The following is a 15,199-nucleotide window of genomic DNA, read 5'->3' as shown; positions in this document are numbered from 1 at the left end:
CTGTTCATCAATATAAGTTTCCGTGTTTCGTTTTGTTCAGTTTTGAGAGAACTATCTCTCATATATAAATGTATGTTCTTTGAAAACTAGATAACAGTGTAGCTCATATTTTTTTAATTTTAGTTTGGTTAAGTTAGAAAGGGCGCACGGTGGATGCCTTGACACTAGGAGTCGATGAAGGACGGGACTAACGCCGATATGCTTCGGGGAGCTGTAAGTAAGCTTTGATCCGAAGATTTCCGAATGGGGAAACCCACCATACGTAATGGTATGGTATCCTTGCCTGAATACATAGGGTAAGGAAGACAGACCCAGGGAACTGAAACATCTAAGTACCTGGAGGAAGAGAAAGCAAATGCGATTTCCTGAGTAGCGGCGAGCGAAACGGAACATAGCCCAAACCAAGAGGCTTGCCTCTTGGGGTTGTAGGACATTCTATACGGAGTTACAAAGGAACGAGGTAGACGAAGCGACCTGGAAAGGTCCGTCGTAGAGGGTAACAACCCCGTAGTCGAAACTTCGTTCTCTCTTGAATGTATCCTGAGTACGGCGGAACACGTGAAATTCCGTCGGAATCTGGGAGGACCATCTCCCAAGGCTAAATACTCCCTAGTGATCGATAGTGAACCAGTACCGTGAGGGAAAGGTGAAAAGCACCCCGGAAGGGGAGTGAAAGAGATCCTGAAACCGTGTGCCTACAAATAGTCAGAGCCCGTTAATGGGTGATGGCGTGCCTTTTGTAGAATGAACCGGCGAGTTACGATCCCGTGCGAGGTTAAGCTGAAGAGGCGGAGCCGCAGCGAAAGCGAGTCTGAATAGGGCGTTTAGTACGTGGTCGTAGACCCGAAACCAGGTGATCTACCCATGTCCAGGGTGAAGTTCAGGTAACACTGAATGGAGGCCCGAACCCACGCACGTTGAAAAGTGCGGGGATGAGGTGTGGGTAGCGGAGAAATTCCAATCGAACCTGGAGATAGCTGGTTCTCCCCGAAATAGCTTTAGGGCTAGCCTTAAGTGTAAGAGTCTTGGAGGTAGAGCACTGATTGAACTAGGGGTCCTCATCGGATTACCGAATTCAGTCAAACTCCGAATGCCAATGACTTATCCTTAGGAGTCAGACTGCGAGTGATAAGATCCGTAGTCAAGAGGGAAACAGCCCAGATCGCCAGCTAAGGTCCCAAAGTGTGTATTAAGTGGAAAAGGATGTGGAGTTGCTTAGACAACTAGGATGTTGGCTTAGAAGCAGCCACCATTTAAAGAGTGCGTAATAGCTCACTAGTCGAGTGACTCTGCGCCGAAAATGTACCGGGGCTAAATACACCACCGAAGCTGCGAATTGATACCAATGGTATCAGTGGTAGGGGAGCGTTCTAAGTGCAGTGAAGTCAGACCGGAAGGACTGGTGGAGCGCTTAGAAGTGAGAATGCCGGTATGAGTAGCGAAAGACGGGTGAGAATCCCGTCCACCGAATGCCTAAGGTTTCCTGAGGAAGGCTCGTCCGCTCAGGGTTAGTCAGGACCTAAGCCGAGGCCGACAGGCGTAGGCGATGGACAACAGGTTGATATTCCTGTACCACCTCTTTATCGTTTGAGCAATGGAGGGACGCAGAAGGATAGAAGAAGCGTGCGATTGGTTGTGCACGTCCAAGCAGTTAGGCTGATAAGTAGGCAAATCCGCTTATCGTGAAGGCTGAGCTGTGATGGGGAAGCTCCTTATGGAGCGAAGTCTTTGATTCCCCGCTGCCAAGAAAAGCTTCTAGCGAGATAAAAGGTGCCTGTACCGCAAACCGACACAGGTAGGCGAGGAGAGAATCCTAAGGTGTGCGAGAGAACTCTGGTTAAGGAACTCGGCAAAATGACCCCGTAACTTCGGGAGAAGGGGTGCTTTCTTAACGGAAAGCCGCAGTGAATAGGCCCAAGCGACTGTTTAGCAAAAACACAGGTCTCTGCGAAGCCGTAAGGCGAAGTATAGGGGCTGACACCTGCCCGGTGCTGGAAGGTTAAGGAGAGGGGTTAGCGTAAGCGAAGCTCTGAACTGAAGCCCCAGTAAACGGCGGCCGTAACTATAACGGTCCTAAGGTAGCGAAATTCCTTGTCGGGTAAGTTCCGACCCGCACGAAAGGTGTAACGATTTGGGCACTGTCTCAACCAGAGACTCGGTGAAATTATAGTACCTGTGAAGATGCAGGTTACCCGCGACAGGACGGAAAGACCCCGTGGAGCTTTACTGTAGCCTGATATTGAATTTTGGTACAGTTTGTACAGGATAGGCGGGAGCCATTGAAACCGGAGCGCTAGCTTCGGTGGAGGCGCTGGTGGGATACCGCCCTGACTGTATTGAAATTCTAACCTACGGGTCTTATCGACCCGGGAGACAGTGTCAGGTGGGCAGTTTGACTGGGGCGGTCGCCTCCTAAAGTGTAACGGAGGCGCCCAAAGGTTCCCTCAGAATGGTTGGAAATCATTCGTAGAGTGCAAAGGCATAAGGGAGCTTGACTGCGAGACCTACAAGTCGAGCAGGGACGAAAGTCGGGCTTAGTGATCCGGTGGTTCCGCATGGAAGGGCCATCGCTCAACGGATAAAAGCTACCCCGGGGATAACAGGCTTATCTCCCCCAAGAGTCCACATCGACGGGGAGGTTTGGCACCTCGATGTCGGCTCATCGCATCCTGGGGCTGTAGTCGGTCCCAAGGGTTGGGCTGTTCGCCCATTAAAGCGGTACGCGAGCTGGGTTCAGAACGTCGTGAGACAGTTCGGTCCCTATCCGTCGTGGGCGTAGGAAATTTGAGAGGAGCTGTCCTTAGTACGAGAGGACCGGGATGGACGCACCGCTGGTGTACCAGTTGTTCTGCCAAGGGCATAGCTGGGTAGCTATGTGCGGAAGGGATAAGTGCTGAAAGCATCTAAGCATGAAGCCCCCCTCAAGATGAGATTTCCCATAGCGTAAGCTAGTAAGATCCCTGAAAGATGATCAGGTTGATAGGTTCGAGGTGGAAGCATGGTGACATGTGGAGCTGACGAATACTAATAGATCGAGGACTTAACCATATAATATGAAGCAAATGTTATCTAGTTTTGAAGGAATATGCCTTCATAGTTTGGTGATGATGGCAGAGAGGTCACACCCGTTCCCATACCGAACACGGAAGTTAAGCTCTCTAGCGCCGATGGTAGTTGGGACCTTGTCCCTGTGAGAGTAGGACGTCGCCAAGCAACTAAACACGAGTCAAATGACTCGTGTTTTTTCGTGTTTTCTTTTATAATCCATAGTAATTAAAAAATGTGTTTAAATAATTATTATTTTGATTAAATACAGGGGAATGTGGCTAGGATAGTGAATAAGCAAAAGAGTTGCAAATTTTATTAATACGTATATAATTAAAGTCAAAGATAGTCAAAGTCAATAAAGGTGGCGGATAAATGAGAAATATATCTGATATCATTGAGCAATATCTAAAGCAAGTTATTGACTTAAGTAATAATAATGTGATTGAAATCAAAAGAAATGAGATTGCGGATCGATTCGAGTGCGTACCATCTCAAATCAATTATGTAATCAATACCCGTTTTACGATAGAAAGAGGATTTGTAGTAGAAAGTAAACGTGGTGGAGGAGGTTACATTCGCATTATAAAAGTCAAACTGCATGACGATATAGACATGATTGATCAAATGCTTCATATGATTGATCATAGCGTTGCGCAAGGGAATGCAGAGAGTATGATTATACGTTTAATAGAAGAGGGAATCATAACAAATCGTGAAGCTAAACTTATGTTAAGTGTACTAGATCGTTCTGTATTATCAATGGATGTTCCTTCTCGAGATGAACTTAGGGCTCGAATATTATGCGCAATGTTAAGAACACTGAAATATAAATAAATATAGCTTTTGTAAAAGAATAATAACTAAGAGATAAGACAGTTAAATATTGTAGAGGTTTTGAAAAAAGAACACGCACTTTTATTTAAACAAGTAAAGGAAAGTGAACAATCTAGTAATGTATGAAAAGTACTATCAGATAGATCGTTCCTATTGTAAAGGTGGGGATAGTGATGACTTGTCAAAACTGTAATATAAGACCAGCAACTTTACATTATACAAAAGTAATCAACGAAAAGAAGACGGAAGTTCATCTTTGTGAGCAATGTGCAGAACAAAGTGGCTATACGTCTTTCTTTCAATCACCGCAGTCTAACTTTTCATTCCATGATTTATTTGCTGGGTTATTACACGGTGAATCAACAATGTTTGAAGAAGGACAAAACGGGCTTTCGAATACAAGTATATTAAGGTGTCCAGATTGTAAGATGACATATGAGCAATTTACAAAGGTGGGACGGTTTGGATGTGCTTCTTGTTACGATACATTTAAGGAACATTTAAAGCCATTATTAAAACGTCTGCACGGCGGACATACAGATCATTGTGGAAAAATTCCGGAACGTATAGAAGGAAATCTTCACTTAAAGAAAGAATTAGATGAACTAAAACTCATTCTGAAACAATACGTACAGAAAGAGGAGTTTGAGAAAGCTGCTGAAGTAAGGGATAATATTCGAGGTCTTGAAAATCAGCTTAGTGAGCATAGAGAGGGGGAATAGTTCTATGTCACTGGACAAAATTATGAATGAAGCGATTAGTCCATGGATGAAGGGGGATGGCCCTGATTCTGATATTGTTTTAAGTAGTCGAATTCGTTTGGCTCGTAATTTTAAAAAATATCAATTCTCTACTATGCAAAACGAAGAAGAAGCTAGACAGATTCATGAATTATTTAAAAAGGAATTTATAAATAAAACGGTAGAACCTTTTGGAGAGTTTGAACTATTAAAAATGAATGAATTAACGCCTCTTCAAAGGAGAGTATTAGTTGAAAAGCATTTAATTAGTCCTAACCTTGCAGGAACAGAATATGGAGCATGTCTATTATCAGAAAGCGAACATATTAGTGTTATGCTTAATGAAGAAGACCACATTAGGATACAGTGCTTATTTTCAGGGTTACAGTTATCAGAGGCCATTCAAAGTGCCAATCAAATAGATAATTGGATAGAGGAAGAGGTTGAATATGCTTTTGATGAATCACTTGGATATATAACGAGCTGCCCTACTAACGTTGGTACAGGATTGAGGGCTTCCGTAATGATTCACTTACCGGGACTCGTTTTAACGAAAAGAATTAGCCGCATTATACAAGTAATTCAAAAATTGGGGTTAGTAGTAAGAGGAATATACGGTGAAGGTAGCGAAGCGTTAGGTAATATATTTCAAGTGTCAAATCAAATGACGCTAGGAAAATCTGAAGAAGATATTATTGCAGATTTAAAAAGTGTCATTCAACAAATCATACAGCAAGAAAAAATGGCTAGAGAATTAATTGTACAAAATTCAAGTATTGAGCTTGAAGATAAGGTTTATCGCTCTTATGGCATACTAGCAAACAGTCGGTTAATTCAATCTGCAGAAGCGGCCACTTGCTTATCAGATGTACGACTTGGTATTGATTTAGGATATATAAAAGGTGTATCGAGAAATATTTTGACTGAGCTAATGGTTCTTACACAACCAGGCATTTTACAACAATATGCAGGCGGACCTTTAGGACCAGAAGAAAGAGATTATCGAAGAGCAACCTTAATCCGTGAGCGATTACGTATTGAAAAAAACTAAGCGCAAGTAGGAGGCGATTTCTATGATGTTTGGAAGATTTACAGAAAGAGCACAGAAAGTATTAGCTTTATCTCAAGAGGAAGCAATTCGTATTGGGCATAATAATATTGGAACAGAACACATTTTACTTGGGCTTGTACGCGAAGGGGAAGGAATTGCAGCAAAAGCGTTAATTGCTCTTGGATTAAGTCCAGAGAAGGTTCAAAAAGAGGTAGAAGCGTTAATTGGACGCGGAACAGAAGCTTCTCAAACTGTACATTATACACCGCGTGCTAAAAAGGTTATTGAGTTGTCTATGGATGAAGCTCGTAAATTAGGTCATTCTTACGTTGGAACAGAACATATCTTACTTGGTTTAATCCGTGAAGGTGAAGGTGTAGCAGCACGTGTTTTAAATAACTTAGGTGTTAGCCTAAATAAGGCAAGACAACAAGTATTGCAACTTCTTGGAAGTAATGAAGCAAGTTCAGGTCACCAAGGTGGTTCTTCAACGAATGCAAATACACCGACACTGGATAGCTTAGCACGTGATTTAACAGTTGTTGCACGTGAAAATCGTCTAGATCCTGTTATCGGTCGTGGTAAAGAAATTCAACGTGTAATTGAAGTTTTAAGCCGTAGAACAAAAAACAATCCTGTATTAATTGGAGAACCTGGTGTAGGTAAAACGGCAATTGCAGAAGGATTAGCACAACAAATTGTAAATAATGAAGTTCCTGAAACATTAAGAGATAAGCGTGTTATGACACTAGATATGGGTACAGTTGTAGCTGGAACGAAATATCGTGGTGAATTTGAAGATCGTTTAAAGAAAGTTATGGATGAAATCCGTCAAGCTGGAAACATTATTCTATTTATTGATGAACTTCATACATTAATTGGTGCAGGTGGAGCAGAAGGTGCAATTGATGCATCTAACATTTTAAAACCATCTTTAGCACGCGGAGAGTTACAATGTATTGGGGCGACAACCTTAGATGAATATCGTAAATATATTGAAAAAGACGCGGCTTTAGAAAGACGTTTCCAACCAATTCACGTTGATGAGCCAAGTTTAGACGAATCAACTCAAATATTGAAAGGTTTACGTGATCGTTACGAAGCGCATCACCGTGTATCTATTACAGATGATGCAATTGATGCAGCTGTAAAGCTTTCAGACCGCTATATTACAGATCGTTTCTTACCAGATAAAGCAATTGATTTAATTGATGAAGCTGCTTCAAAGGTTCGCTTACGCTCTTATACAACACCACCAAATCTAAAAGAGCTTGAAGTAAAACTTGAGGAAATTAGAAAAGAAAAAGATGCAGCTGTGCAAAGTCAAGAATTTGAAAAAGCTGCTTCCTTACGTGATATGGAACAACGCTTACGTGAAAAGTTAGAAGATACGAAGCGTCAATGGAAAGAACAACAAGGAAAAGAAAACTCAGAAGTGACAGTAGAAGATATTGCAAATGTCGTTTCTACGTGGACTCGTATACCGGTTTCTAAACTTGCACAAACAGAGACTGATAAATTATTAAACTTAGAATCCATTCTTCACAACCGTGTTATTGGTCAAGATGAAGCGGTAGTAGCTGTAGCGAAAGCTGTTCGTCGTGCTAGAGCAGGATTGAAAGATCCGAAACGTCCGATTGGTTCATTTATTTTCTTAGGACCAACAGGTGTAGGTAAAACAGAACTAGCAAGAGCATTAGCAGAATCTATGTTCGGTGATGAGGATGCAATGATTCGCATCGATATGTCTGAGTACATGGAGAAGCATTCGACTTCTCGTTTAGTTGGATCTCCTCCAGGATATGTTGGATATGAAGAAGGTGGACAATTAACAGAAAAGGTTCGCCGTAAGCCATATTCAGTTGTCCTATTAGATGAAGTAGAGAAAGCTCATCCTGATGTGTTTAACATTTTACTACAAGTATTAGAAGATGGTCGCTTAACGGATTCTAAAGGGCGTACAGTTGATTTCCGTAATACAATTGTTATTATGACATCTAACGTTGGTGCAGATGCGTTAAAACGTAATAAACATCTTGGATTTAACGTACAAGATGAGAGCCGCGATTATTCAGATATGAAAGGTAAAGTAATGGATGAACTGAAAAAGGCATTTCGTCCAGAATTCTTAAACCGTATTGATGAAATTATCGTGTTCCATATGCTTGAGAAAAAACATATTCAAGAGATTGTAACACTTATGGTGAATCAGTTAGTGAAGCGCTTAAAAGAGCAAGAGATTGAATTGCATTTAACAGAAGGAGCGATTTCAGCCATTGCTGATAAAGGATTTGACCGAGAATACGGTGCTCGTCCGCTTCGTAGAGCAATTCAGAAACATGTAGAAGATAGACTATCGGAAGAACTTTTAAAAGGTGCTATTGAGAAAGGACAAAAAGTTATCTTTGATGTTGAAGGGGAATCATTTGTCATTCATAGTGCTGAAAAGGTAAAATAAGTATAGACAAACTAAGAGGGCTACGAGATAGCCCTCTTTCTTGTACGAGAAGGATAAACTGTTTATAGATGAAAGTGAAGTGAAATATAAAACGATATGGCTAAAAAGAAAACAAAATTCACATGTCAAGAGTGTGGTTATCAGTCACCAAAATATATGGGGAAATGCCCTGGTTGTGGTCAATGGAATACGCTTGTTGAAGAGATGGAACCGGTTGTATCATCAAGACGCCTTAATTATGCCAATGCAATTCAATCGGAAGTAACAAAACCAAGACGCCTAACAGAAGTAGAAACAAAATCTGAGGCACGTATTGAAACGAAATTCCAAGAGTTTAACCGTGTACTTGGTGGTGGGATTGTAGATGGATCCTTAGTACTTATTGGTGGAGACCCTGGGATTGGGAAATCAACATTGTTATTACAAATTTCATCGCAATTAGCAGATTCTTCATATGATGTACTATACATATCAGGTGAGGAGTCAGCAAAGCAGATTAAACTTCGTGCAGATCGTTTGCATGTAAAGGGTAGTAATCTATTTGTTGTAGCAGAAACTGATCTACAGCGAATTGCAGCGCACATTGAAGAAATGAATCCAGCTTTTGTTGTTATTGACTCTATTCAAACGATACATTTACCTGAAGTGACGTCAGCCCCAGGAAGTGTAGCGCAAGTACGTGAATGTACAGCGGAATTAATGAAACTTGCAAAAACGAAAGGAATTCCTATTTTTATCGTCGGACATGTAACAAAAGAGGGGGCAATTGCAGGACCTCGTATGTTAGAACATATGGTCGATGCAGTTCTTTACTTTGAAGGAGATCGTCATCATACATATCGTATTTTGCGAGCTGTGAAGAATCGTTTTGGCTCCACGAATGAAATGGGTATTTTTGAAATGAAAGAGCTCGGTCTTGCGGAAGTCTTAAACCCTTCTGAAATTTTTCTTGAGGAAAGGCCCGTTGGAGTCGCAGGATCAACAGTAGTTGCCTCAATGGAAGGAACAAGACCAGTTTTAGTAGAAATACAAGCATTAATCTCCCCTACTAGTTTTGGAAACCCTCGAAGAATGGCGACGGGAATTGATCATAACCGTGTATCGCTTATTATGGCAGTGCTAGAAAAAAGAACAGGTTTATTATTGCAAAACCAAGACGCATATTTAAAAGTAGCAGGTGGTTTGAAATTAGATGAACCAGCAATTGATTTAGCTGTGGCTTTAAGTATTGCTTCAAGTTTTAGAGATAAATCTACGACACCAACTGATGCAGTAATAGGAGAAGTAGGATTAACTGGAGAAATAAGAAGAGTATCAAGAATTGAACAACGTGTACAAGAAGCAGCTAAATTAGGATTTCAACGTGCTATTATTCCTAGAAAAAATTTGGGAGGATGGACAATTCCGGATGGGATTGAGGTAGTAGGTGTATCTAATTTAGGGGAAGCGCTTCGTTTGACATTAGGAGGCTAGGCTATGGAAGAAAACAAGCAACGTGTCAAAAGTATGATTAATATTTTACAGCTCGTGGCCCCAGGAACACCACTGCGCGAAGGGATAGATAATGTGCTTCGCGCACAAACAGGGGGACTAATTGTTCTTGGATATAATGAACAAATTAAAAGTATTGTTGATGGGGGATTTCACATTAATTGTGCATTCTCTCCTGCTAGTTTATACGAATTAGCAAAAATGGATGGGGCGCTTATTTTAAATGAAACTGGAAGTAAAATTTTAATTGCAAATGCACAGTTAGTTCCAGAGGCATCTATTGATTCTATTGAAACAGGTATGCGCCATCGGACGGCAGAGCGTGTAGCAAAGCAGACAGGTAGTCTCGTTGTGGCTATTTCACAAAGACGTAACGTAATTACACTATATCAAGGGAATTTACGTTATACACTAAAGGATATAGGTGTTATTTTAACAAAGGCAAACCAAGCTATTCAAACGTTAGAAAAATATAAGGCTGTATGGAATGATGGTATTACGAATTTGGGCATTCTAGAATTTGAAGAAGTCGTTACAATGTCCGAGGTGGTTCATGTGTTACATAGTGTTGAAATGGTACTGCGGATTAAAAATGAAATATTGAGCTATATTCATGAGTTAGGAACGGAAGGTAGGTTAATTCGTTTACAACTTACAGAACTACTAGCTGATTTAGAGGCAGAGGCAGCGTTATTAATTAAAGATTATTATCAAGAAAAAACACAAGACCATCATCAAATTTTGAAAAAGTTACAAGATCTTGCGAATACACAACTTCTAGAGGATAGCGATTTAGTTAAATTGCTTGGCTATCCAGGACAAATGAGTTTAGAAGAAAGTGTGACGCCGAGAGGATACCGAATCACAAGCAAAATTTCGCGCGTTCCGCCACTTATCATTGAAAATTTAATTAATCGATTTAAGACTTTGCAAGGTGTTTGTCGAGCAACTATTAATGAATTGGATGATGTGGAAGGAATTGGAGAAGTAAGGGCGAAGAAAATACGAGAAGGCTTAAAAAGAATCCAAGAGCATCTCTATATGAGTAGACACAATTAAGAATATTACATTGATTCCATAATATAACGACACTAGAACATTTTTGGTATATGATATGGTATATTGGTAAATAAAACTATTTATAAAAAAAAACACGTCCGCTTTTGCATTCGGCGTTTTGATTAGCGAAACAATGGTTAATAATGAGTAGGAGGTGGTTGGATGTTAAAACGGATTGTACAGCTCTTCTTTCTAGTAATTGGCGGAGCGTTAGGGATTTACTTAATCCCAAAAGTTATTAATGTATTAGACATCGGTGCCGTTCCTTTATTGGAAGGATCGTATGTTCGTGCAATTATTGGTGCAATTATTTTATTTTTAACAACATTTTGGCTTGTAGATTATATTGTTCAACTTATTAAGCATATTGAAGAGGCTCTTGTAAAGGCGCCTGTAGCGGATGTTTTATTTGGTACATTAGGGTTAATCTCTGGTCTTATTGTTGCATATTTAATTTTAATACCAATTCGTGAATTTACAATTCCAGTTATTAGCACAGTGTTGCAAGTGTTCTTTACTCTTTTACTTGGATATTTAGGATTCCAAGTAGGGTTTAAAAAGAGGAATGAATTGCTAGGATTATTTACATTACCACAACGTGGGAAGAAGAAAAATAATAATAGTGAGAATGAAGAAACTGAGGTAGAAGAATCTACAACTCATTGGAAAATTCTCGATACGAGTGTAATTATCGATGGGCGTATTGCTGATATTTGCCAAACAAAGTTTTTAGAAGGAACAATTGTGATTCCACAATTCGTGTTAGAAGAACTTCAGCACATTGCCGATTCTTCTGATGCTTTAAAGCGTAATCGTGGTCGCAGAGGATTAGATATTTTAAATCGTATTCAAAAAGAGATGCCGATTCCGGTAGAAATTTATGAAGGCGATTTCGATGATATTCAAGAAGTGGATAGCAAACTTGTAAAGTTGGCGAAAATCACTGGTGGAACAGTAGTAACGAATGATTTCAATTTAAACAAAGTTTCTGAATTACAAGGGGTAACGGTGTTAAATATTAACGATTTAGCTAATGCAATTAAACCTGTTGTACTCCCAGGTGAAGAACTGAGTGTTTATGTTGTCAAAGATGGAAAAGAACAAAATCAAGGTGTTGCATATTTAGATGATGGCACGATGATTGTAGTAGAAGATGGTAGAGAATATGTAGGTTCACAACTCAATGTGCTTGTTACTAGTGTGTTACAAACATCGGCTGGGCGTATGATTTTCGCCAAACGTAAATTATTAGAAAAAGCATTATAAGTAGAGGATTATTAATATGTATACATTAATTATTCCAGCAGCTGGTCAAGGTAAGCGGATGGGTGCTGGTAAAAATAAGTTGTTCTTACTTATTAATGAAGTACCGATTATTGTGCATACGTTACGTGCTTTTGAAAAAGATAAAGCGTGCAAAAGTATTATTATGGCAATTAACGAAGAAGAACGTCCGTATTTTGAAGAATTAATGCAGAAGTATCCAATTGAAAAGCCAGTACAATTTATTCAGGGCGGAGCCGAAAGACAAGATAGTGTATATAACGCCATTCAGCATACTAGTGATGTTGAGTATGTTCTTGTACATGACGGCGCGCGTCCATTTGTAACGAACAAAGTGATTCAAGATGTATTAACTGCAGCGGAAAAATATGGAGCGTCCATTTGTGCGGTACCAGTGAAAGATACAGTTAAGAAAGTAGAGCAGGGTATCGTTGTCGAAACGGTAGAAAGATCTCAGCTTAAAGCTGTACAAACACCACAAGGGTTCGCTGTTTCTCTTTTGTTAGAAGCTCATAGAAGTGCAAAACAGGGTTGTTTCCTTGGTACAGATGATGCAAGCCTCGTAGAACGTATCGGGAAGCAAGTAGGTGTAGTAGAGGGGAGTTACTATAATATTAAAGTGACGACTCCAGAGGATTTATTAATTGCTGAAAGTTTCCTTCATGTTCAAAAGAAATGAAAGTGATGATTATAGCGAAAAAAAGCTCGGCAACAGCCGGGCTTTTCTTTATAAGGATAGCGATATAATATAGAATCATAAAGCTCTGTAGTTTAGCTTGAGGAGGATGTAAAAAATGTTTCGAATTGGACAAGGTTTTGATGTGCATGAGTTTGCGGAAGGTAGACCGTTAATTATTGGTGGAATTACAATTCCTCATGAGAAAGGATTAATTGGTCATTCAGATGCAGACGTATTGTTACATACGATTGCGGATGCATGTTTAGGTGCAATTGCAGCTGGGGATATTGGAAAGCATTTCCCTGATACAGATCCTGCTTTTAAAGATGCTGATTCAGCTGTATTGCTGCAAAAGGTTTGGGAATTTGTACGTGAACAAGGTTACGAGTTAGGGAATCTAGATTGTACAATTATTGCTCAAAAGCCAAAGATGGCACCACATATTGAAAGTATGCGTAAACGTATTAGTGAACTATTAGAAACGTCTATTGACAATATCAATGTAAAAGCAACAACAACAGAAAAATTAGGATTTACAGGTAGAGAAGAAGGAATTGCTTCTCAAGCAGTTGTTTTATTACAGAAAAAATAATGGTTTTTAATTCGTAAGATGGATAATCACATTTTTTTGGTGTACAATTATAGAATGTGTTGACATTAAGAATGGAAGGTGTACCAATTATGGAAAAGCAAGTGAGAGTGCGCTATGCGCCAAGTCCAACAGGACACTTACATATCGGAAATGCGCGTACGGCATTATTTAATTATTTATTTGCTCGTCATCAAGATGGTAAGTTTATTATTCGTATTGAAGATACTGATGTGAAACGTAATGTTGCTGGTGGAGAAGAAAGCCAATTAAAATACTTGAAATGGCTCGGTATGGACTGGGATGAAGGTGTTGATGTTGGTGGTGAATTTGGACCATATCGTCAAACAGAGCGTTTAGATATTTATAAAAAATTATATGAAGATTTATTAGAACGCGGTTTAGCTTACAAATGTTATATGACAGAAGAAGAGCTAGAAGCAGAGCGTGAAGGACAAATCTCTCGTGGTGAAACACCGCGTTATGCTGGAAACCACCGTGATTTAACTGAGGAGCAAATGAAGGGATTTGAGGCTGAAGGCCGCATTCCGAGTATTCGTTTCCGTGTACCGGTTGATCGCGACTACACGTTTAAAGATATCGTAAAAGATGAAGTTGCATTCCATTCAAATGATTTCGGTGATTTCGTTATCGTGAAAAAAGATGGAATTCCAACTTATAACTTTGCGGTAGCAGTAGATGATCACTTAATGGAGATTACACATGTACTTCGTGGTGATGATCATATTTCAAATACGCCAAAACAAATGATGATTTACGAAGCTTTCGGTTGGGATATTCCGCAATTTGGTCATATGACTTTAATTGTAAACGAAAGCCGTAAAAAGTTAAGTAAGCGTGATGAATCTATTATTCAATTTATTGAGCAATATAAAGAGCTTGGATATCTTCCAGAAGCGATCTTTAACTTTATTGCACTACTAGGTTGGTCGCCAGTAGGAGAAGAAGAAATCTTCTCTCAAGAAGAATTTATCAAAATGTTCGATGCAGCTCGTTTATCAAAATCACCTGCATTATTTGATTCTCAAAAACTAAAATGGATGAACAACCAATATATGAAAAAGCAAGATTTAGATACGGTGGTAGAATTAAGCTTACCGCATCTAGTGAAAGCTGGACGTATAGGTGAAACTTTAAGCAAACAAGAACAAGCTTGGATTCGTGATGTAATTGCGTTATATCATGAACAAATGAGTTTTGGAGCTGAAATTGTAGAACTTTCTGAAATGTTCTTCAAAGATCATGTTGATTATGAAGAAGAAGGACAAGAAGTATTAAAAGGTGAACAAGTACCAGAAGTACTTCGTGCATTTGCGGGTCAAGTAGAAGCACTAGAAGCGATGGAACCAGCAGCGATTAAGGCGGCTATTAAAGCAGTGCAAAAGGAAACAGGTCATAAAGGTAAAAACTTATTTATGCCAATCCGTGTTGCAACTACTGGTCAAACACATGGCCCAGAGCTTCCTAATGCTATTGCACTTCTTGGAAAAGAAAAAGTTTTAAATCGTCTTCAAAAAGTAATTGGTTAACATTTTCTAGATTTAGAAATATAATAAGTATACTTAAAACCTAATAAGGAAAAGCGACGAGAAGGAGAAGTAGAAAATCAGGCTTTTTACAGAGAGAACCACCTTTAGGCTGGAAGTGGTTTATAAGCGGATTTTTGAAATGCCCCTTCGAGTCTTCTGCTGAACAGCGAATTGTTTTGTGAAACGTCTTAGGGCGTAAAGTAAGCAGAAGCGGTGTACACCGTTATCATAGATGAGTTTGAGGCTTTCTTTAGCCTAAACAGAGTGGAACCGCGCTTATAAGGCGTCTCTGTCAATATGACAGAGGCGTCTTTTTTATACCGTAAAAATGGGTATGAGCATAAGTTTTATCCCCGTGTATAAAGATTTAGGGGGATAAGTAGGGAGTTAAGGGAGTTAGTTCACTCGAAAAAGCA

The 15,199-nt window shown here is 39.7% G+C and carries 10 protein-coding genes, 2 rRNA genes and 1 other annotated feature; all 12 genes read left to right on the top strand.

The window, feature by feature from the left end; all coding sequences use genetic code 11:
- The first annotated feature begins 126 nt into the window (after positions 1 to 126).
- Positions 127 to 3,048: ribosomal RNA gene (locus QCI46_RS26960) — 23S ribosomal RNA — on the top strand.
- A gap of 49 nt (positions 3,049 to 3,097) precedes the next feature.
- Positions 3,098 to 3,213, top strand: a 5S ribosomal RNA gene (gene rrf, locus QCI46_RS26955).
- Between the two features lie 207 nt (positions 3,214 to 3,420).
- Entirely contained in the window at positions 3,421 to 3,882 is a 462-nt protein-coding gene (gene ctsR, locus QCI46_RS26950; RefSeq protein WP_001244556.1) for a transcriptional regulator CtsR, read from the top strand.
- A gap of 173 nt (positions 3,883 to 4,055) precedes the next feature.
- On the top strand, positions 4,056 to 4,604 hold the full coding sequence (mcsA, locus tag QCI46_RS26945; RefSeq protein ID WP_000128404.1) for a protein-arginine kinase activator protein McsA: 549 nt from the start codon (positions 4,056 to 4,058) through the stop codon (positions 4,602 to 4,604).
- Positions 4,605 to 4,608: 4 nt separating this feature from the next.
- Positions 4,609 to 5,673, top strand: a complete 1,065-nt coding sequence (gene mcsB, locus QCI46_RS26940) for a protein-arginine kinase McsB (protein WP_087983928.1) — start codon at positions 4,609 to 4,611, stop codon at positions 5,671 to 5,673.
- Positions 5,674 to 5,695: 22 nt separating this feature from the next.
- The gene (gene clpC / locus QCI46_RS26935) at positions 5,696 to 8,131 is read left to right on the top strand and encodes an ATP-dependent protease ATP-binding subunit ClpC (protein WP_000971181.1); all 2,436 of its coding nucleotides are present in this window, start codon (positions 5,696 to 5,698) and stop codon (positions 8,129 to 8,131) included.
- A gap of 96 nt (positions 8,132 to 8,227) precedes the next feature.
- Entirely contained in the window at positions 8,228 to 9,604 is a 1,377-nt protein-coding gene (gene radA, locus QCI46_RS26930; RefSeq protein WP_001085205.1) for a DNA repair protein RadA, read from the top strand.
- Positions 9,605 to 9,607: 3 nt separating this feature from the next.
- Entirely contained in the window at positions 9,608 to 10,681 is a 1,074-nt protein-coding gene (gene disA / locus QCI46_RS26925; protein WP_000392165.1) for a DNA integrity scanning diadenylate cyclase DisA, read from the top strand.
- A 162-nt stretch (positions 10,682 to 10,843) separates the two neighbouring features.
- A complete protein-coding gene (locus tag QCI46_RS26920) occupies positions 10,844 to 11,947 on the top strand; it encodes a PIN/TRAM domain-containing protein (RefSeq protein WP_000919686.1) in 1,104 nt (367 codons plus the stop codon).
- A gap of 16 nt (positions 11,948 to 11,963) precedes the next feature.
- Positions 11,964 to 12,644: a 2-C-methyl-D-erythritol 4-phosphate cytidylyltransferase gene (gene ispD / locus QCI46_RS26915; protein WP_048562648.1), complete on the top strand. Its 681-nt coding sequence runs from the start codon at positions 11,964 to 11,966 to the stop codon at positions 12,642 to 12,644.
- Between the two features lie 115 nt (positions 12,645 to 12,759).
- Positions 12,760 to 13,236, top strand: a complete 477-nt coding sequence (gene ispF, locus QCI46_RS26910) for a 2-C-methyl-D-erythritol 2,4-cyclodiphosphate synthase (protein ID WP_000488386.1) — start codon at positions 12,760 to 12,762, stop codon at positions 13,234 to 13,236.
- An 89-nt stretch (positions 13,237 to 13,325) separates the two neighbouring features.
- Complete coding sequence (gene gltX, locus QCI46_RS26905) at positions 13,326 to 14,783, top strand: glutamate--tRNA ligase (protein ID WP_353841798.1); 1,458 nt, start codon at positions 13,326 to 13,328, stop codon at positions 14,781 to 14,783.
- A gap of 47 nt (positions 14,784 to 14,830) precedes the next feature.
- Positions 14,831 to 15,077, top strand: a binding site (T-box leader).
- Positions 15,078 to 15,199 lie beyond the last annotated feature (122 nt).

The sequence above is a fragment of the Bacillus cereus group sp. RP32 genome, from assembly GCF_040459735.1.
GTDB lineage: Bacteria > Bacillota > Bacilli > Bacillales > Bacillaceae_G > Bacillus_A > Bacillus_A wiedmannii.
The sequence above is the reverse complement of the archived record's forward strand: the minus strand, read 5'-3'. Positions and strand labels throughout refer to the sequence as shown.

Excerpts from the sequence above, each read along its gene's own strand:
- mcsB (WP_087983928.1), top strand. The coding sequence starts at position 4,609 with ATGTCACTGGACAAAATTATGAATGAAGCGATTAGTCCATGGATGAAG.
- ispF (WP_000488386.1), top strand. The coding sequence starts at position 12,760 with ATGTTTCGAATTGGACAAGGTTTTGATGTGCATGAGTTTGCGGAAGGT.
- clpC (WP_000971181.1), top strand. The coding sequence starts at position 5,696 with ATGATGTTTGGAAGATTTACAGAAAGAGCACAGAAAGTATTAGCTTTA.
- QCI46_RS26920 (WP_000919686.1), top strand. The coding sequence starts at position 10,844 with ATGTTAAAACGGATTGTACAGCTCTTCTTTCTAGTAATTGGCGGAGCG.
- disA (WP_000392165.1), top strand. The coding sequence starts at position 9,608 with ATGGAAGAAAACAAGCAACGTGTCAAAAGTATGATTAATATTTTACAG.
- radA (WP_001085205.1), top strand. The coding sequence starts at position 8,228 with ATGGCTAAAAAGAAAACAAAATTCACATGTCAAGAGTGTGGTTATCAG.
- gltX (WP_353841798.1), top strand. The coding sequence starts at position 13,326 with ATGGAAAAGCAAGTGAGAGTGCGCTATGCGCCAAGTCCAACAGGACAC.
- ctsR (WP_001244556.1), top strand. The coding sequence starts at position 3,421 with ATGAGAAATATATCTGATATCATTGAGCAATATCTAAAGCAAGTTATT.
- ispD (WP_048562648.1), top strand. The coding sequence starts at position 11,964 with ATGTATACATTAATTATTCCAGCAGCTGGTCAAGGTAAGCGGATGGGT.
- mcsA (WP_000128404.1), top strand. The coding sequence starts at position 4,056 with ATGACTTGTCAAAACTGTAATATAAGACCAGCAACTTTACATTATACA.